At 58.4% G+C, this 17,943-nt stretch carries 16 protein-coding genes and 1 tRNA gene; 10 read left to right on the top strand and 7 right to left on the bottom strand.

Features of this window, described 5'->3' with window-relative positions:
* Positions 1–17 precede the first annotated feature (17 nt).
* Positions 18–809 (top strand): ABC transporter permease, encoded by a 792-nt coding sequence (locus ACXIQ9_RS04165; protein ID WP_459015829.1) that lies wholly within the window; start codon positions 18–20, stop codon positions 807–809.
* On the opposite strand, the gene ACXIQ9_RS04160 is transcribed toward ACXIQ9_RS04165, so the two are convergent.
* Complete coding sequence (locus ACXIQ9_RS04160) at positions 806–1,978, bottom strand: glycosyltransferase (RefSeq protein ID WP_459015828.1); 1,173 nt, start codon at positions 1,976–1,978, stop codon at positions 806–808. The two genes, ACXIQ9_RS04165 and ACXIQ9_RS04160, sit on opposite strands and share 4 nt — an antisense overlap.
* A 456-nt stretch (positions 1,979–2,434) precedes the next feature.
* Here ACXIQ9_RS04160 and ACXIQ9_RS04155 point away from each other — a divergent pair.
* Positions 2,435–2,506: transfer RNA gene (locus ACXIQ9_RS04155), tRNA-Gly, on the top strand.
* 265 nt (positions 2,507–2,771) lie between these two features.
* Positions 2,772–5,639, top strand: coding sequence for a preprotein translocase subunit SecA (gene secA, locus ACXIQ9_RS04150; RefSeq protein WP_459015827.1), 2,868 nt, complete (start codon positions 2,772–2,774; stop codon positions 5,637–5,639).
* Here the strand turns inward: secA and ACXIQ9_RS04145 are convergent.
* Genes ACXIQ9_RS04145 through ACXIQ9_RS04135 form a run of 3 tightly spaced genes read right to left on the bottom strand, consistent with a single transcriptional unit; the run spans position 5,636 to position 8,444 of the window.
* Positions 5,636–6,628 (bottom strand): glycosyltransferase, encoded by a 993-nt coding sequence (locus tag ACXIQ9_RS04145; protein WP_459015826.1) that lies wholly within the window; start codon positions 6,626–6,628, stop codon positions 5,636–5,638. The genes secA and ACXIQ9_RS04145 overlap by 4 nt on opposite strands.
* A 44-nt stretch (positions 6,629–6,672) precedes the next feature.
* Positions 6,673–7,431 carry a serine O-acetyltransferase gene (cysE, locus tag ACXIQ9_RS04140; RefSeq protein ID WP_459015825.1) on the bottom strand — a complete coding sequence of 253 codons (759 nt, stop codon included), beginning with the start codon at positions 7,429–7,431 and terminating at the stop codon, positions 6,673–6,675.
* A gap of 23 nt (positions 7,432–7,454) precedes the next feature.
* Complete coding sequence (locus tag ACXIQ9_RS04135) at positions 7,455–8,444, bottom strand: GntR family transcriptional regulator (protein WP_459015824.1); 990 nt, start codon at positions 8,442–8,444, stop codon at positions 7,455–7,457.
* 106 nt (positions 8,445–8,550) lie between these two features.
* Between ACXIQ9_RS04135 and ACXIQ9_RS04130 the strand changes: the two genes are divergently transcribed.
* Positions 8,551–9,300, top strand: coding sequence for a dienelactone hydrolase family protein (locus ACXIQ9_RS04130; RefSeq protein WP_459015823.1), 750 nt, complete (start codon positions 8,551–8,553; stop codon positions 9,298–9,300).
* Here the strand turns inward: ACXIQ9_RS04130 and infC are convergent.
* Together infC and miaA are read right to left on the bottom strand one after the other, a co-directional pair.
* Complete coding sequence (infC, locus tag ACXIQ9_RS04125) at positions 9,297–9,938, bottom strand: translation initiation factor IF-3 (protein ID WP_459015822.1); 642 nt, start codon at positions 9,936–9,938, stop codon at positions 9,297–9,299. The two genes, ACXIQ9_RS04130 and infC, sit on opposite strands and share 4 nt — an antisense overlap.
* A gap of 42 nt (positions 9,939–9,980) precedes the next feature.
* A complete protein-coding gene (gene miaA, locus ACXIQ9_RS04120; protein ID WP_459015821.1) occupies positions 9,981–10,895 on the bottom strand; it encodes a tRNA (adenosine(37)-N6)-dimethylallyltransferase MiaA in 915 nt (304 codons plus the stop codon).
* Positions 10,896–11,078: 183 nt separating this feature from the next.
* Here miaA and gyrB point away from each other — a divergent pair, with 183 nt between their 5' ends.
* The 4 genes from gyrB (at position 11,079) to ACXIQ9_RS04100 (ending at position 15,818) form a co-directional block, all read left to right on the top strand.
* Positions 11,079–13,040: a DNA topoisomerase (ATP-hydrolyzing) subunit B gene (gene gyrB / locus ACXIQ9_RS04115; RefSeq protein ID WP_247476534.1), complete on the top strand. Its 1,962-nt coding sequence runs from the start codon at positions 11,079–11,081 to the stop codon at positions 13,038–13,040.
* Positions 13,041–13,374: 334 nt separating this feature from the next.
* Entirely contained in the window at positions 13,375–15,060 is a 1,686-nt protein-coding gene (locus ACXIQ9_RS04110; RefSeq protein WP_459015820.1) for a glycosyltransferase family 4 protein, read from the top strand.
* Entirely contained in the window at positions 15,050–15,418 is a 369-nt protein-coding gene (locus tag ACXIQ9_RS04105) for a fluoride efflux transporter FluC (RefSeq protein ID WP_459015819.1), read from the top strand. Before ACXIQ9_RS04110 ends, ACXIQ9_RS04105 begins: the two co-directional genes overlap by 11 nt.
* Positions 15,419–15,422: 4 nt before the next feature.
* Positions 15,423–15,818 (top strand): FluC/FEX family fluoride channel, encoded by a 396-nt coding sequence (locus ACXIQ9_RS04100; protein WP_459015818.1) that lies wholly within the window; start codon positions 15,423–15,425, stop codon positions 15,816–15,818.
* Here ACXIQ9_RS04100 and ACXIQ9_RS04095 read toward each other — a convergent pair.
* Complete coding sequence (locus ACXIQ9_RS04095; RefSeq protein WP_459015817.1) at positions 15,815–16,282, bottom strand: glutathione peroxidase; 468 nt, start codon at positions 16,280–16,282, stop codon at positions 15,815–15,817. The two genes, ACXIQ9_RS04100 and ACXIQ9_RS04095, sit on opposite strands and share 4 nt — an antisense overlap.
* Positions 16,283–16,354: 72 nt before the next feature.
* Here ACXIQ9_RS04095 and mgtE point away from each other — a divergent pair, with 72 nt between their 5' ends.
* The gene (gene mgtE / locus ACXIQ9_RS04090; RefSeq protein WP_296416638.1) at positions 16,355–17,740 is read left to right on the top strand and encodes a magnesium transporter; all 1,386 of its coding nucleotides are present in this window, start codon (positions 16,355–16,357) and stop codon (positions 17,738–17,740) included.
* A gap of 83 nt (positions 17,741–17,823) precedes the next feature.
* On the top strand, positions 17,824–17,943 hold a 120-nt coding region (locus tag ACXIQ9_RS04085), incomplete at its 3' end, for a sigma-70 factor domain-containing protein (protein WP_459016085.1).

Raw genomic sequence — 17,943 nt, 5'->3', positions numbered from 1 at the left:
CTCGTAAACTTCTTGGAATGGCTGATTGGACCCTAGTGAGCACGCTTAGGGAAGCTTGGTCTTTGCGGCGTGTTTGGTGGTTCACGGCCACGGCCCGCACACGAGCACGATTTGCACGAACTCTGTTTGGCGGTTTTTGGTTGGGTTTATCAAATCTCCTATCGATTGCTGTTCTCGCTTTGGTCTACGGCACTGTGTTCAAGGTGCAAGACTTCAACGGTTACGTCGTCTATTTGGGCCTTGGCCTGGTGGCCTGGAATAGTTTGGCCGGGGCAATTGGTTCTGCACCAAACTTGTTCGAGCACAACGCGCAGCACCTGCATAATACAAATATCAATCCAATCTTTTACACGTTAGAAGAATGGGCCTTTCAGGTCCAAACGTTTCTTCAGTCGTTTCTTTTGGTCATCCTTGGCTTGTCTTTCTTTCAGGCCAATCTGATTCCAAACCTGCTTGTCGTGGGCTGGCTTCCTCTGATTAATCTGATGTTGTTTATCTACTGGGTGCCTGTATTAGTCTGCCTGCTGGGATCGCGATATCGAGATGTCTATCAGTTAGTTCCGATCGTCCTTCAGCTGGTGTTTCTGCTTTCGCCGATTCTTTATCAGAAGAAAAATCTAGGAGCATTGGCTTGGACTGCTGACCTCAATCCCGTCTACCGTGTCCTGAGCCCCTTGCGGCATGCTCTGATTGCAGGAGGTCTATCAGGATGGCAGGATGTTGTCCTTTTTGTTTCAAATCTTCTGGGGGTTTTGCTTGCAGTCTGGTTAGTCGACCGTGAGCGCAAGAATCTACCTTTTTTAATTTAGGCTCTGTCTTGGAAGCCGTTTAGAACTTGTTGGCAAACTTTCATTCTGAATTTCTCTGTTATGAGTTGGTTCAGTTCCTCGTAGCGTTCAAGGCGCATCTCTCGTTCTTGCTTGGGATTCTTGATCTGCAATAGTTGCGCGCGGGTCAAGTCCTTCATGGCAACAGCCCAGTCCATGGGGTCGCGGGTATCGCAGATCCAGACGCGTGACTGAAAGTCGTGCAAGCCTTGGATTTCTCGGTGAGACAAAGATGGGCTTGCGATGACGGGCGCACCAATGCAGGCTGCATCCAGTACAGGGATGCCGAAGCCTTCTACCAAGGACGGGCTTAACACCCCAAGGGTGTGCAAAAAGAGGTTGGCCTTTGTCTGTTCGTCGATGTATCCCGTCAGCAGTACCGAGTCATCGGCCTGCTCAGCGACTGCTTTGCTGTAGTCATCGCGTTTCAGCTGACCCGTGACGCACAGGCGAATTCCTTGCTCAGCCAGCCCTGACTGCCTGTAGGCACGGATCACAAAGAGAAGATTCTTTCTGGGTTCTACGGAAGAGTTGAATAAGAGATATCGGAAGGCATGCAGAGTATTGCCGTTGGCCTTTGCACGTCGCGAGGGATGGAGAACATCACTCTCTAGCAGTCGTCTTTGATGCGGCTTGGGCATCTGCAGTGATGGCGGCTGAATGACGACCGCTGAGGTTGTACTTGCGTGATGTTCGAAGCAGGCTTCATATTTTTGGCGCGTCGAGCTTGAGACGAATAAGCGTTGAGCTTGGTTGCAGCTAGCCAGCCTTCTGCTGAAAGCACCGGCGTGATCCGTTGTTTGGACAAATTCCAGTGGGATCAGATCGTGCACCGTTTGCACGAAGCTTTTTGAATCCTCAATGTGCAGATGAAGCGGGCAGGTTGTGATGAGCCCATCAAAGCTCCCGAGCTGAATTCGGATCGGTTTCGCCTGCTTTCGCAATGCTGCCCTGAAGCTGTTGACGAACACATTGCGTGCACTGATGATTCCCGAGAGCTCATCGAGATACAACAGGCGCTCAACTCTGCTGTAAGGACTGTCCTGTAGCTCCGCTAAATCAATCGCTTTTGCGCGCTCAAGGTTGTAGGAGCCACGGAAGACCATCGCTCCTAAATCTTCGAGCACCTGCCAGCCACGCAGAAGCTTCATCAGCATCGGAAGACGTCCGACGGCGCGGCTTGAGGCCAGAGGAAAGGGCCTCGGCGGATAGCCCTGCCTCAAGCTCTCAAGAACCCTTGCGGCAAACACAAGCCGTTTAACGCCCCTTGGGGCTGCCTTAAGGCTGGAACCAGTCAGCTTTGGCTCAAAATCCGTGAGCAGCCAGAGCTCAGCACCCGACTCTCGCAGGGCCCTCAGAAGTGCCTTGCTGTAGACGGCGATGCCTCTGTGCTCAGCCTGTTGAAGGTCTAGGCCTGTCACCACCAGACGCAGGCCCCGGAGGGGTTCAGCGGTTGTGGCAACGGGACTTTGGCTCTGCGTCAACGGCTGGTTGTGGCTCTGCTCAAGGTCAGCCTAAGGGGCTTTCAGTGCCGGGCTTGACCCTGGGGCCGGCGATAGTGCATGCTTTCAGAGCCGGAGGTTCCGGCCAGCTGCCCACAAGCCGCTGCGGATGTAGCTCAGTGGTAGAGCATCTCCTTGCCAAGGAGAGGGTCGAGAGTTCGAATCTCTTCATCCGCTTAATTGTTGTCGTATCAACAACAAACTTCTTCTGCTTCAAATCAACAGCAGATTGTCGACCACCTTCACTCTCCTCCGGTTCCTACTCGTCCAGAGGTGTTAGTGATTCCCCTCAAGTGGGCCTGGTCCCTGCTTTGATCACGAGCGAGACGCTCGTCTCTGTTTCACCTGGATTAAGGGGTGCAGACCCGCCCATTTCGGTCTTCCCCCCTCAGGCTCAGAAACGAGCCTCAGTAGGCTGCCGTGAGCTCAATCGGCCCTCTCCATGCTCAAGCTGCTGCTGGGTGATCCCAATGCCCGCAAGCTGAAGCGCTACCAGCCGATTGTGTCCGACATCAATCTGCTCGAGGAGGAGGTCGCCCCCCTCTCCGACGATGAGCTGCGCGGCTTGACTTCGGAATTCCGGCAGAAGCTCAGCAGCCTCCAGGACGATTGCCTCCAGCGGGGCCTCAGCCGCGAAGCCAGCCTCGAGCGCGAGCGAAAGCTGCTGGATGAGTTGTTGCCCCAGGCCTTCGCTGTGGTTCGCGAAGCCGGCAAACGCGTGCTCGGCATGCGCCACTTCGATGTCCAGCTCCTCGGCGGGATGATCCTGCACGACGGCCAGATCGCCGAGATGAAAACCGGGGAGGGCAAAACACTCGTCTCCACGCTGCCCAGCTACCTCAACGCCTTAACGGGCCGTGGCGTTCATGTGGTGACCGTGAATGACTATCTGGCACGCCGGGACGCGGAGTGGATGGGCCAGGTCCACCGCTTTCTGGGGCTGTCGGTGGGTCTGATCCAGCAGGACATGGATCCCTCCAGCCGGCGCCTGAACTACGGCTGTGACATCACCTACGCCACGAACTCTGAGCTGGGGTTCGACTACCTGCGTGACAACATGGCGAATGACATCGCCGAGGTGGTGCAGCGCGACTTCCACTACTGCGTCATCGACGAGGTGGATTCGATCTTGATCGATGAGGCGCGCACACCCTTGATCATTTCCGGTCAGGTGGAGCGTCCCCAGGAGAAGTATCAGCAGGCGTCGGAGGTGGCGGCCCAATTGGTGCGCGCTGCGGAGATGGGCAAGGACGGCATCGACCCTGAGGGTGACTACGAGGTCGATGAGAAGCAGCGCAGCTGCACCCTGACCGATGAGGGCTACGCCAAAGCGGAGCAACTTCTGGGCGTGGCTGATCTGTTCGATCCCCAGGATCCTTGGGCGCACTACATCAACAACGCCCTCAAGGCGAAGGAGATGTTCATCAAGGACGTGAACTACATCGTTCGTGGTGATGACGCCGTGATCGTCGATGAGTTCACCGGCCGGGTGATGCCCGGGCGCCGCTGGAGCGATGGTCAGCACCAAGCGATTGAAGCCAAGGAAGGTCTGCCGATTCAGCCGGAGACTCAAACCCTTGCCTCGATTACCTACCAGAACTTCTTCCTGCTCTATCCCCGCTTGGCGGGCATGACCGGCACCGCCAAAACGGAAGAGGTGGAATTCGAGAAGACCTACAAACTCGAGGTCACGATCGTTCCCACCAACCGCACCCGGGCGCGTCAGGACTGGACGGACCAGGTCTACAAGAACGAAACGGCGAAGTGGCGGGCCGTGGCGCTCGAGACCGCCGAAGTGCACAAGCAGGGTCGGCCGGTGCTGGTGGGCACCACCAGCGTTGAGAAGTCGGAGCTGCTCAGCACCCTGCTGGCGGAGCAACAGATTCCCCACAACCTGCTGAACGCCAAGCCTGAGAACGTCGAGCGCGAGGCGGAAATCGTGGCGCAGGCCGGCCGCACTGGCGCTGTGACCATTGCCACGAACATGGCCGGCCGTGGCACCGACATCATTCTCGGCGGCAATGCCGACTACATGGCGCGCCTGAAGCTGCGCGAGGTGCTGTTGCCCAGGCTGGTGCGCCCGGAAGATGACCACAAGCCTCCGGTTCCCCTGCAGCGAGCACCGGAGGCCGCCCCTGGTTTTGGTGCTGCGTCAGCGACTGAATTAGCCAAGGCTCCCTCGGAAGCCAAGGCGATCGGTACCCTCTATCCCTGCAGGCTCACAGTTGGCACGGACCAGGCCCTCTCCGGTTTGGCCCAGGATCTGGTCAAGGCCTGGGGGGATCGTCAGCTCAGCGTTCTGGAACTGGAAGACCGCATCGCCCAGGCGGCAGAAAAGGCCCCGACAGAGGACGCCCAGATCCTGCAGCTGCGGGACATGATCAAACGTGTTCGCAGTGAATTTGAGGTGGTGACCAAGTCGGAAGATTCTGTCGTTCGGGAGGCCGGTGGTTTGCATGTCATCGGCACTGAGCGCCATGAGTCCCGCCGGGTTGATAACCAGCTGCGGGGCCGGGCTGGCCGTCAGGGCGACCCGGGCAGTACCCGATTCTTCCTGTCCTTGGAAGACAACCTGCTGCGCATCTTTGGCGGCGACCGGGTCGCTGGCCTGATGAATGCCTTCCGCGTCGAGGAGGACATGCCGATCGAATCCGGCATGCTCACGCGTTCGCTGGAAGGGGCTCAGAAAAAGGTCGAGACCTATTACTACGACATCCGTAAGCAGGTCTTTGAGTACGACGAGGTGATGAACAACCAGCGCAAGGCCGTCTATGCCGAGCGCCGTCGTGTGCTCGAGGGACGGGAGCTCAAGGCGCAGGTGGTTGGCTACGGCGAGCGCACGATGCAGGACATCGTTGATGCTTACGTCAACCCTGATCTCCCGCCCGAGGAGTGGGATCTGGTTCGCTTGGTGGCCAAAGTCCAGGAGTTCGTCTATTTGCTGGAGGACCTCAAGCCTGAACAGCTCAGTGGACTCTCCGTTGATGAGCTCAAGGCCTTCCTGCAGGAGCAACTGCGCAACGCCTACGACATCAAAGAGGGCCAGGTCGAGCAGCAGCGTCCGGGCCTAATGCGTGAGGCCGAGCGCTTCTTCATCCTTCAGCAGATCGATACCCTTTGGCGTGAACATCTCCAGGCGATGGATGCTCTGCGGGAGTCTGTCGGCCTGCGGGCCATCGGTCAGAAGGACCCGCTGATCGAGTACAAGAATGAGGGCTACGACATGTTCCTCGAGATGATGACCGGCATGCGCCGCAACGTCATCTATTCGATGTTCATGTTCCAGCCTGCTTCGTCTGGGGAGGCCTAGGCTCGATCCGGCGAGCGTTGCTCTCTGGCCAGGTTCTCAAGCTGCTGCACCCTGGCTCGCAGGCGTCTGTTTTCTGCTTGGAGCAGAGAGCTCTCCAGATGCTCCTTCGTCAAATGTGCTTGATGCAGGGTTTGAGACTCGATCTCCAGGGCTAACTTATGGCAACTTGTGATTGCCTCTGAGCAGAGGCCGCGTAGGTCCTCCGCCTCGACTTGGGCTGCATTCAGTTCGATCAGGACATCCGCTTTATCGGCTCGCTGGATCATCTCGAGCCAGCTCGTACGCATCCTCTTCATGTCATCCGCGTTTTCCTGCTGCTGTTCAAATTTGCTCCGGGTTGACTCGGCATCGTGAATCCCGCTCATTGCCGGGCAATAGAGCACCTGCTTGTTGAGCCTCTCCCGTGTTTGCAGGCTCAGTAAGACGTCCTCACCGCAAACATTGAAGCTTTCCGTTAGCTCGATTTGGAGAAACTCCAGGCGACGCATCGCAAAGAAAGCGCCCGTGACGGCGGGAACCAGCCGTTCTCGTGCGCTGGCTGCATGATCGAATGGCGCAAAATGTTCAAGTTGATGATAAGGGGATCCATAGGCTGTGAAGTGAATGCCGGCGTGCGCAAGGCTGCCCGTGCTTGTGCGCAATTGTGCGCCGACAATGCCTACGTCTTCTCTTGATTTGAGGCGTTCAATGGCTGCGTCAATGGCGCCGGGATCAGCAATTAGATCGTCATTCGCAAAGACTAAAAACTCACCCTTAGCCTTCTTGGCTAAATTGTTCATATTGCTTGCAAAGTGATAGGGGTCGCGTTGGGCAATCTGTTGGCCAAACCGTCCTGCTTTGATCATCGCCTCGTCGTCCTGGGTTCCATTCCAGGACAACAGGACCTCGATGGAATCGTCAGCACCGCTATAGGCTTCATTGAGACTGTCTATCAATCTGTTTGCCAGTTCAGGTGTGCGCGAGACCACCAGAATCGATGCTTGCAGCATGCTGATATTCCAATCCGATTCTTGGCATACTGTAGGAGTTCCCATTAGTCCATCTGGTCGGAGTCTTCGCCAAGAAACTCGAGGATTTCTCGGTCCCTGAGGTTCTGTGACGCACCCCGGCAGGGTTCGAGCACCGGTCTTCCTGCGGCCAGTGCCTTCAGGAAGGCTTGAGTTCTTGCGAGCTCTCCTTCCAGCGCGTCGATGCGCTCCATGAGGTTTCGAATGACTCGCGCTTCCGCATCGGGCAAGGCTGAATGGGCGAGGGGGTCGATACGGACGCCGCTTTGGTGAATGACTCGCCCTGGAATCCCCACCACCGTGCTGTCAGGGGCGACGTCCCGCACCACCACCGAACCGGCGCCAATTCGAGTGTTAGCTCCCACTTGGATGGCGCCAAGGACCTTTGCCCCAGCGCCCACAACCACGTTGTCCTCAAGGGTGGGATGACGCTTCCCATGGGCTTTGCCGGTCCCTCCCAAGGTGACTCCTTGATACAGGAGGCACTGATCACCAATGACGGCGGTTTCACCAATGACCACCCCCATGCCGTGGTCAATGAACACCCCACGTCCGATCCGAGCGCCAGGGTGGATTTCAATGCCCGTTAACCAACGCCCGACCTGACTCAAAACGCGAGCTGCCAGCGGCAGCAGGGGGCCCTGAATGGTCCAGAGACGATGGCTGAAGCGATGCAGCGTCAGTGCGTGCAGGCCTGGGTAGCAGCAAAGGATCTCCAGCGGGCCTCGAGCCGCCGGATCACGCTCTCGGATGATCGCGAGATCGGCGCGTAGTGCTTTGAGCATCACAAGAGTTTGGCGTGGGATGCCTAGGCAGAGAGCAGACCGATTTCTTTGCGGAGCTGATCGATCGTTGCCGTGCCCAGGTAGCTCTGGGCGCAGTGCACCTGCGGCATCCGCATGAGCTGGGCGCGGTTTTGCCTCAGGCTTTGCTCGACCAGCGGCAGACTGGGGCGGTCGCAGAGCACATGGCTGGAGGCCCGCAGCAGAGCCAGCAGGCGACTGCTGACATCGGGGGTCGCGGTCATCAATAGCAGTTCGTTGCCTCGCATGCTGTGCAGGATCACTTCAGCGGCCCGCAGGATGCCCGGGCTGATGCTGACCAGCCCCACGCAGCTGCCGGTGCGCAGGTCCTTCAGCAGGTCCAGTTCATGGCGGAAGTCATTGAGATCCACGGGCACGGCCCTCACACCATGGCGTTTTGCGATCTCCTCCACGGGTTGGAGGAAGTAGCGGCTGGTGACCACGGTGCCGTTGCTGGAGTTCTCGAGCACCGCCTCCAGTTCCTCCATCGGAACGACCTCGACCGGGGCATCCAGGTGGGGGGTCAGCTCCTCGGAGATCAGCATCGAGGCGCCGATGTCCTCCCGCGGGGTGCTCACCAGCACCCGGGCGCCGCAGCGCAATCGCCAGTCGATCTCACGGGTCAAGAGCTCCCGGGCCTGCTGCAGGGTGCAGCCGGCGTTCAGCAGGCCATCGACGCTCTGCCTGACCTCACGATCGATATCAGGAAGGTGCCGTCCACGGGGACCTGGCGGCGGCTTGATTTCCCGTGGGTTCTGTTGATCCCGGACGTAGATGCCCGAGCCGGCCATGGCTTCCACCACGCCGTCGTTTTCCAGTTGCCGGTAGACCTTGCTGATGGTGTTGCGATGCAGGCCGGTCTGCATCGCTAGTTGGCGGGTACTGGGTAGTCGGTGGCCGGGCGGGAAATGCCGCGCAGCAATTGCAAAGCAAATTTGGTTGTACAGCTGGCTCGAGGCCGGGATATCGCTGTCCTGCTGAATGTGGAACCGCACGCCCGAGTGGCACAACCTGTTCGCGCCACCTTACGGACCTTTGTCCCCGGTGACAATTGCATTGTTGGCATAAAAGCCTGTGCCGGTTTCCAAGAGCGCGAATGCGATGACCATTGAGGCCAGCTGGGTTGAGATCGCTGTTCCAGCAACAGCGGGTGTGACAGCGACGGCCATGCCGTGTTGGTGGGTTCTGCCTCAAGAGCCCAGGGGGGCCGTCTTGGTCTTGCCTGAGGTATTTGGCGTCAACAGCTGGGTCCGCAGCGTGGCCGAGCGCCTTGGCCGGGAGGGCTATGCGGCCCTCGCCCTGAGCACGTTCTCCCGTTCCGCCCCTGATTTGGATGTGGGCTACGACGAGGCGGGGTTGGCGGCCGGCCGCGAGCATCGCGACCGGGTGACAGCTCAGCAGCTCTTGGCGGATGTTCAGGCAGCCGTGGCTTGGATCCAGCAGGCCCATCCGTCGCTGCGGCTGGGTTGCGTTGGCTTTTGCTTTGGTGGTCACCTGGCGATGCTGGCCGCCACGAATCCGGCGATTGCAGCGAGCTGTGACTTCTATGGGGCTCGGGTTTCGTCCTTCAAGCCTGGTGCGAGTGAGGAGATAACTCTGTCTGTCGTACCTGAGGTTGCAGGTCGACTCTGGTGTTTCTGCGGTGATCAAGATCCCTTGATGTCCGTTGAGGAGATCAAGGCCATTGATCAAGCACTGCGCTCAGCCGATCCATCCGGCCAGCGCCATCGCTTTGTTCTGGCCTCGGGTGCAGGTCACGGGTACATGTGCCAGGCCAGAGCGGACTTCCATCCTGAGGCTGCTGCCTCAGGATGGAATCAGATGCTGGAGCTCTTCGCTGAGGCGCTTTAGCCCTCGGCTTTGGCGGCCGCTTGCCGAGGAGTCTCGATCGTGCGCACCGCTTTGCTTGCTGCAGCCTCTGCCTCTTTCTCTTTGGCTAGCGGTGTTTTCCGAGGGCTGAGGAACATGATCATGTTCCGGCCCTCACGCTTGGGCTCCTGCTGGATCTCGGCCTTTTCTTCTAGGTCCTTGGCCATGCGGCGCAGGAGTTGTTCGGCCAAGGCAGTGTGCTGGATCTCCCTTCCGCGGAAGATCACGGTGCATTTGACTTTGTCGCCTGCTTTGAGGAAGCGAGAGGCCTGACCGAGCCGTACGTCGTAGTCGTGCTGGTCGATTTTGTAGCGCATCTTGACCTCTTTAACTTCGGTCTGGTGCGACTTTTTCTTGGCTTCTTTGGCCTTCTTCTCCTGCTCGAATTTGAACTTGCCGTAGTCCATGATCCGGCAGACCGGCGGGTCAGCCTTTTCACTCACAAGGACGAGGTCCAGCTCACGATCCTTGGCGACGTCGAGCGCTTCTTCCCTGGAGATCACTCCAAGCTGACTGCCGTCGGCATCGACCACCCGGAGCTGGGGGTAACTGATGCGGTCGTTGATGTTGGGGAGCTCCCGGACAGGAGCACGGCGGTCAAAACGAGGACGGGGTGGCATTCAGACGGGCGAGAGGACGGAAAAACAGTGGCTGTTCATCGTTCACCCTAGGACGTGCTCGATCGCCGACAACGCCTGCACCAGTGGATTGCTCTCTTGGCCTGGTGCATCCAGCCAAAGGGGTTGGTGTTGGCGGCGAAACCAGGTCTTCTGACGCTTGGCGAACTGCTGGGTGCGCTTGGTCGTCTGCTCAATGGCCTGCTCTTCGTTCAGCTCCCCTCGGAGCAGAGCCGCAGCTTCGGCGTAGCCAATCGTGTCCAGCAAGGGGCAGTCCTTGCCATAACGCTCCTGGAGCCCTTGGGTTTCCGTCACCAAGCCATCGGCGTACAGCCCCCTGCTGCGCTGGGCAATGCGCTGCTTGAGGTCGCTGGGGTTAAGCCCCAGCTCCAGGACCCGCCAGGGTGGTGGATTGGAGCCCTGTTGTGCACTCAGGGGGCGACCGGTGGCATAGAGCACCTCAAGGGCGCGCTGCGTGCGCACGGCGTCATTGGCCATGATCCGATCAGCGGCGTCTGGATCGGCTTGGCGCAGAAGGGCGTAGCACTGGCTTTGGCCCAGCCCCTCGAGGTCTGCCCGCAATTGAGGTTGCGGCGGGACCGCTGGCGGAGTCATCCCCTGGGTGATGGCCTTGATGTAGAGGCCGCTGCCCCCGACGAGAAAAGCAACCCCCCGCCGCTGGTGTTCCGCTTCGATCGCTTGATCGGCTTCCTGGCGGAACTCCTGAAGGTTGATCGGTTGGTCGGGTGCCCGCAGGTCCAACAGCTCATGGCGAACGGCGGCCCGCTGCTCGGCAGTCGGTTTGGCGGTGCCGATCGTCATCTCCTTGTAGAGCTGTCTGGAATCGACTGACAGGACAGCGAGATCCAGGGCCTGGGCGATCTCGATGGCCAGGGCGGTTTTGCCGCTGGCCGTGGGCCCCATCAAGGCGATGACGAGGGGCTGACTGGAGGGACTCATCAGCGCACTTTGCCGGTTGACAGCAAATGGAGGGGTGCCCCCCTTGCTGAAATTGCCCCTCAGTGAGCCCTGCAAGCGCCTCTACTGCAACGGTGGTAGATTGACCCTCAAAGGCTGGTCTTTGCTCGGCTTTTTGCCCTTGTCGAGCCTCCTGCGGGAGAGGTTCAGCTCCTGCAGGATTCCATGAGCGAAGCCACGAAAGTTCAGGCTGCCTACGGCGCCGAGCAGATCCAGGTCCTGGAGGGGTTGGAGCCGGTCCGTAAGCGCCCTGGCATGTACATCGGCTCGACTGGGCCGAGGGGCTTGCACCACCTGGTTTATGAGGTGGTCGACAACTCCGTCGACGAGGCCTTGGCGGGGCATTGCAACGAGATCCGGGTTGCGATCGAAGAGGACGGCAGCTGTTCCGTCAGTGACAACGGTCGGGGCATTCCGACTGATGTCCACCCGAAAACCGGCAAGAGTGCTCTCGAAACCGTTCTGACGGTGCTGCATGCCGGTGGCAAGTTTGGAGCCGGCGGCTACAAGGTTTCGGGTGGTCTCCACGGCGTTGGTGTGTCCGTGGTTAACGCTCTCTCCGAGTGGGTTGAGGTTGTCGTTTATCGCCAGGGCAAGGAACACCGGCAACGCTTTGAGCGAGGTGCGCCGATTGGCACTTTGGCGATTGAGCCCGCAGCGGATGCCAGCCGGACAGGCACCACGGTGCGTTTCAAGCCGGATCTTGAAATCTTTACTGTTGGGATCGAGTTCGACTACAACACTCTCTCAGCACGCTTGAGGGAGCTGGCCTACCTCAATGGTGGGGTCAAGATTGTGTTTCGCGATGAGCGTCCTGCTGCGCGCAATGCAGAGGGTGAGGCTCACGAAGAGATTTATCACTACGAAGGCGGCATCAAAGAATATGTCGCCTACATGAATGCGGAGAAGGATGCTCTGCACCCCGACATTATCTACGTCAACTCAGAAAAAGACGGAGTTCAAATCGAGGCCGCACTGCAGTGGTGCGTCGACGCTTATTCCGATAACATCTTTGGCTTCGCTAACAACATCCGTACCGTAGATGGCGGCACTCACATTGAGGGTCTTAAGACAGTCCTGACTCGGACACTCAACACCTTTGCCAAAAAACGCGGCAAGCGGAAGGAATCGGACTCCAACCTCGCCGGTGAAAATATCCGGGAGGGTTTGACCGCTGTGTTGTCGGTCAAGGTTCCCGAGCCGGAGTTTGAGGGTCAGACCAAGACCAAGCTCGGTAACACTGAGGTGCGCGGCATCGTCGACTCTTTGGTGGGTGAAGCCCTGGGCGAATACCTCGAGTTCAATCCTTCCGTCATTGACCTGATTCTCGAGAAGGCGATCCAGGCGTTCAATGCCGCCGAGGCGGCTCGACGGGCCCGTGAGCTGGTCCGCCGTAAGAGTGTTCTTGAAAGCTCAACCCTTCCGGGCAAGTTGGCCGATTGCTCCTCCCGCGACCCGGGTGAGTCCGAGATCTACATCGTTGAGGGTGATTCTGCAGGTGGCTCCGCCAAGCAAGGGCGTGATCGTCGTTTTCAGGCCATCCTTCCGCTGCGGGGAAAGATCCTCAATATCGAAAAAACCGACGACGCCAAGATCTACAAGAACACGGAGATTCAGGCGCTCATCACAGCCCTTGGTTTAGGTATCAAAGGCGAAGAATTTGACGACAAGAATCTCCGCTACCACCGGATCGTGATCATGACCGATGCCGACGTGGATGGTGCCCACATCCGAACCCTGCTGCTCACCTTCTTCTATCGGTACCAGAAGTCGCTGGTGGAAGGCGGCTACATCTATATTGCTTGTCCGCCGCTCTACAAAGTGGAGCGCGGCAAGAACCACACCTATTGCTACAACGAAGCTGACCTCAAAACCACGATCGAAGGCTTCGGCGAGAAGGCGAATTTCACGATCCAGCGCTTCAAGGGTTTGGGCGAAATGATGCCCAAGCAGCTGTGGGAAACCACCATGGATCCCTCCACCCGCATGATGAAGCGCGTTGAGATCGCAGACGCCGCCGAAGCCGATCGCATCTTCACGATCCTGATGGGTGACAAGGTCGCACCTCGCCGCGAGTTCATCGAAACTCACAGCGCTGAATTGGATCTTGCTCAGCTCGACATCTGATGGCTGCCCGGCCTTGGGAGGGCATGCGGTGGACCGCTTTGCTCGTGTTTGCACTGCTGGGTCCTATTGGTCTGCCTGCCGGTGGTGCAGATCGTCGCCAGCCTGAAGTCCGCCGTCGCAGCGTCAATGAACCCTTATTGACTGGTGGACGGTTGACTTTGCAAGCATCACCGGGTTTTGAAGCCCCGCAACTGGACATGGTTGAGATGGGTATGCCTCTCCAGGTTTTGAGGGCCTGGGTGACGTCAGCGGGAGAGCAGTGGCTGCAGGTCAGGACGTCTTCAGTTGGCCAGATTGAGCGGCCAACACGCGGATGGATCCGACTGCTCTCGTAATGGATCAGTACCCGGCTTCTCTTTTCCTGCCACAAGACGCTTACGACCTTTCAACCCATCAGGTTCTTGGGCGAAGAGTGGCTGGAGCACAGCTGGCTCAGTCCTTCGCTCGAGATCTCCAGGAAGGGGAGATGCTGACTGTTTTTTCTCCTGGAGATCGCTCTGGCGAGACGATCAAAAAACTCTTGTCGAATGTCATTCCAACGGCGGCCAAGGTTCGGTTGTGCGATCAAGTCAGACCTGACCTCTTGGCTGAGGTGGGAGCGCTTTACGTCCCAGACCCACTGATTGGCCGATGGACGCCTCTTCGTCAGTCAGCCGACCCATGGTCGTTTTCCCTTGCAGGCGTCATTCACACAGTCTGTTCTGAGGGTTCTCTTGGTGGTCTCGCCAATATCCCCCTTGCTCCTTTGTATCCATGGGATGCAGTTGTGTGTACTTCGCGCGCAGGGCGTGATGTTGTGGCCAAGGCCTTCGAGCATCGTGTCGATGTCATGGCCTCGAGGCTCAATGTTCCCAAGCCAGATCGCGAAACCCTGCGATTACCTCAACTGCCCATTATTCCTTTACCCATTGATTCAAGTCAGCCTTACCAGCCTCAGCTGACTCGTGAGGCGCGGCGAAAGCATGCACGCCAAGCTTTGCAGATTGACGCCGATTCGTTTGTCGTCGCTTTCATTGGTCGTCTTAGCTTCCATAGCAAATGTCATCCATCCAGTTTGTATCGTGCACTGGATGCACTGGCTTTGGAGTCTGCCTCCCGAGAAGTGGTTCTAATAGAGTGTGGTCACATCTTTAATTCATGGATCGCTGACTCGTACGATCAGCTGCGGACAGCTTTTCCGAGAGTCAACTTTCGCCTTGTTGGTGGTCTAACGCCTGCTACAGATGATGAGAAGTGGCAGGTTCTGGCCGCTGCTGATGTGTTTACTTCTCCATCTGACAATCTGCAGGAAACGTTTGGCCTCTCCTTATTAGAGGCAATGGTGGCTGAGCTTCCCTTGGTCGTGTCCGATTGGAGCGGTTATCGAGACTTGGTAGATGATGGTCGGAATGGTTTTTTGATTTCCACCTGCGATGTTTTTAAGCATCAGTCGAAAAGTGATGATATCGATTCTCGATACTTTTTGGGCGACATCGATTATGACTCAATGATAGGTGTGCGTAGTCTTGGTGTCGTTGTTGACCATGGTTCATATCTCGATTCCTTCAGGATCTTGATGATGAATCCTGATCGATGCACTGCAATGGCTCGTGAGTCCCTCGATCGAGTTCGGCGTTTTTACTCTGCTCAGGTTGTGGCTGCTTCCTATCGACGGCTCTGGGAGCAGTTGGCCGAATTGCGCTCAAAGGCTGCGTTGGAAGCTGCTTCGTCTACTCGATCCTTGCCCGAGTTTGCCCCTGCCTACGGTTCGATCTTTGATCACTATTCTTCATCAGGTTATGGTGAGCTTCGAGACATTTGTATTAGGCCTACGCGGCAAACTAAGGAGCAGTTTGAGATTCCAATGAATCAAGCATTGCTTGATCAGGCTTTATCGGGTCGTCTGAGTGACATTCATGTTTGGATTGACCGCCGGGAATCTTTTACGTTTGATTTTTTGAAGGAACAAGGTTTTTCGGATGTTCAAGCGCTCCGGGCTATGGCGGCATTGTTGAAATTGGGGCTATCCGATGCTTCGTGACGCTGTTCTGGTCGCGCTTGGAGCTGTAGTTGGAGCCTGGATGCGTTTTCGTATCGTGAACCACCTAATGCCAATGCTTCCGAGAAAGCATTGGGGAACATTTCTTGTTAACACGCTGGCTGCATTTGGCTTGGGCCTGATTGCATCGTTGATTTCTGCTGGTCGTGAGCCGAACCATCGATTAATGCTTTTTCTGGGTACTGGTTTCTTTGGGAGTCTCAGTACCTTTTCTACCTTCAGTGTAGAGCTGCTTCAGGCTTGGTGTTCTGGTGCTCGTCAGCAGGCGTTGTTGCTGCTATTCGGATCTGTATTGGTAGGTCTTGCGGCTGTGTTGTTAGGGATGTGGGTTGGTGGTTGATTCCTTGCGGTCCAGCCGTCTTCGATTTGCGCTTAGGGAATTGGCCCTGGTGGCTATTGGGGCGGTTCCAGGTGCTGTGTTGCGCTGGCAGGCCAGGGTCCACCTCGCTCCTGTGCTCGGAGGACCCGCTTGGGTCGATCTATTGGTCAATTTGATTGGGTCATTTCTACTCGGTTTTTTGGCGGGTCCGATTCCTAGGCGAGCCACATTGATGCCCCTGTTGGGGATTGGCTTTTGTGGCTGCCTAACAACTTTCAGTAGCTGGATGTTGGAGGTAGTCATGCTGCTGAAAGCCGGTCACCCCGCCGAAGGTCTATTGCTGATTGTCGTGAGTGTGTTGTTGGGGGTGGCGTCTGCAGCGGCTGGTTTGCAACTCAGCCGCCGCGTCTTGAAGGCCTAGGAGAGGGCGGCTTCGATCGCGCCTTTCAGCTCAGCTGAGTCGGGCTCCACGTTGCTCTTGAAGCGTTTGAGCACCGTGCCGTCCTTGCCGATCAGGAACTTCTCGAAGTTCCAGGCCACGGCACCGGAGGGCTCAGCTTGCGTGAGGGTGCTGAAGGGGGCCTCGCCGATGGCCACCTTGGCGTAGACGGGGAAGGTCACGCCGTAGGTGGTCGAGCAGAACTGCTTGATCTCATCAAGGCTCCCAGGCTCCTGGGCACCGAAGTCGTTGCAGGGGAACGCGATCACGCTGAACCCCTGGCTGCCATAGCTCTCTTGCAGGGCCTGCAGACCAGCGTACTGGCGGGTGAAACCGCAACGGCTGGCGACGTTGACGGCCAGCAGGACCTGACCATTGAGGTCGCCGAGGCGTTGCTGCTCGCCACTGCCGTTGGTCACCACAACATCGTTGACGCTGATGGCCATGAAATTGATCCGGGGGAGGCCGGACCCTAGCGGCCCTGCCCCATAAACTCGGCGTGTTGCAGCTGAGGGGCCATGGGTGAGGCGTCTACTGCAGCGATGAATCCAGAGGTGTTTATCCAGGAGCTGCGAGGGCTTCTGGAGGCAGGGAATTACGACGCGGTGAAGCTGCTGCTGCAGCCCGTGCAAGAGGTGGATATCGCCGAAGCGATCGGCGGTCTGCCGCGCACGCTTCAGGCTCTGGCCTTTCGGCTCCTGCCCAAGGACGAGGCGATCGCGGTTTACGAGTACCTCGAGCCCACGGTTCAGCAGACCCTGCTCGAGCGTTTGCGCTCCAGTGAAGTCCTGGAGCTGGTGGAGGAGATGTCCCCCGATGACCGGGTGGATCTGTTCGACGAGTTGCCGGCGAAGGTAGTCCGTCGCCTGTTGGCGGAGCTCAGTCCGGCGGAGCGTCGGGTGACGGCCCAGCTCCTGGGTTACGAACCCGAGACCGCTGGTCGTCTGATGACGACTGAGTTCATTGACCTCAAGGAGTTCCACAGCGTCGCCCAGGCGCTCACGATCGTGCGCCGCCGGGCCCGGGACACCGAGACGATCTATGCCCTCTACGTGACGGATGCCTCCCGTCACCTCACCGGGATCTTGTCCCTGCGGGACTTGGTGGTGGCGGATCCAGAGCAGCGGGTGGGCGACGTGATGACCCGCGAGGTGGTGAGCGTCGGAACCGACACCGATCAAGAGGAGGTGGCGCGGGTGATTCAGCGCTACGACTTCTTGGCGGTCCCGGTTGTTGACCGCGAGGAGCGGCTGGTGGGAATCGTCACCGTCGATGACGTGATCGACGTGATCCAGCAGGAGGCCACCCGGGACCTCTACGCCGCCGGTGCCGTGCAGGCCGGCGATGAGGACGACTATTTCCAGAGCAACCTCTTCAGCGTGGCCCGGCGCCGGGTGGTTTGGCTGTTGGTTCTGCTGATCGCCAACAGCGGCACCGCAGCGGTGATCGCTTCGATGGATGGGGTGCTCAAGCAGGTGGTGGTCCTGGCGGCCTTCATTCCCCTCTTGATTGGCACCGGGGGCAATGTCGGTGCTCAGAGCTCCACGGTGGTCATCCGCGGCCTGAGCACCCAGCGCATCCAAAGCCTGGGCCCTGCCTTGGCCATTGGCCGGGAAGCGATTGCCGGAGCCCTGCTGGGTCTGTTGATGGTGCTGGTGGTGGTGCCCTGGACGGCCTATGTGAGCGGCGGCAACTGGCTCGTGGCCTCGGCGGCTGGGATCAGCCTGGTGGCGATCACCACCTTGGCGGCGACCGCTGGAGCGGCGTTGCCGCTGTTGTTCAACAGCCTTGGCTTGGATCCGGCTCTCATGTCGGCGCCGTTTATCGCCACAGCCACCGACGTGGCGGGGGTCTTCATCTACCTGCAGACCGCCAGCTGGTTGCTGACTCGCGCCTCTGGCTAAGGGATTTGGCTTCCTGAGAGTCGCTTTACACTTCTTCAGGGTAGGCTTTACATCAGTTCACGTTTCGAGCCGTGGTCGTCGCAATCGCTTCGAGCCGACCCGCTGCAGCGGACCGAGAAACCGCCTTGGCCGGTGGAACGGACCTGGTGCGCTCGTATCTGCGGGATATCGGCCGGGTGCCGCTGCTGACCCACGAGCAGGAG

The organism is Synechococcus sp. LTW-G (genome assembly GCF_054459035.1).
This window is presented reverse-complemented; position numbering and strand designations above follow the sequence as displayed.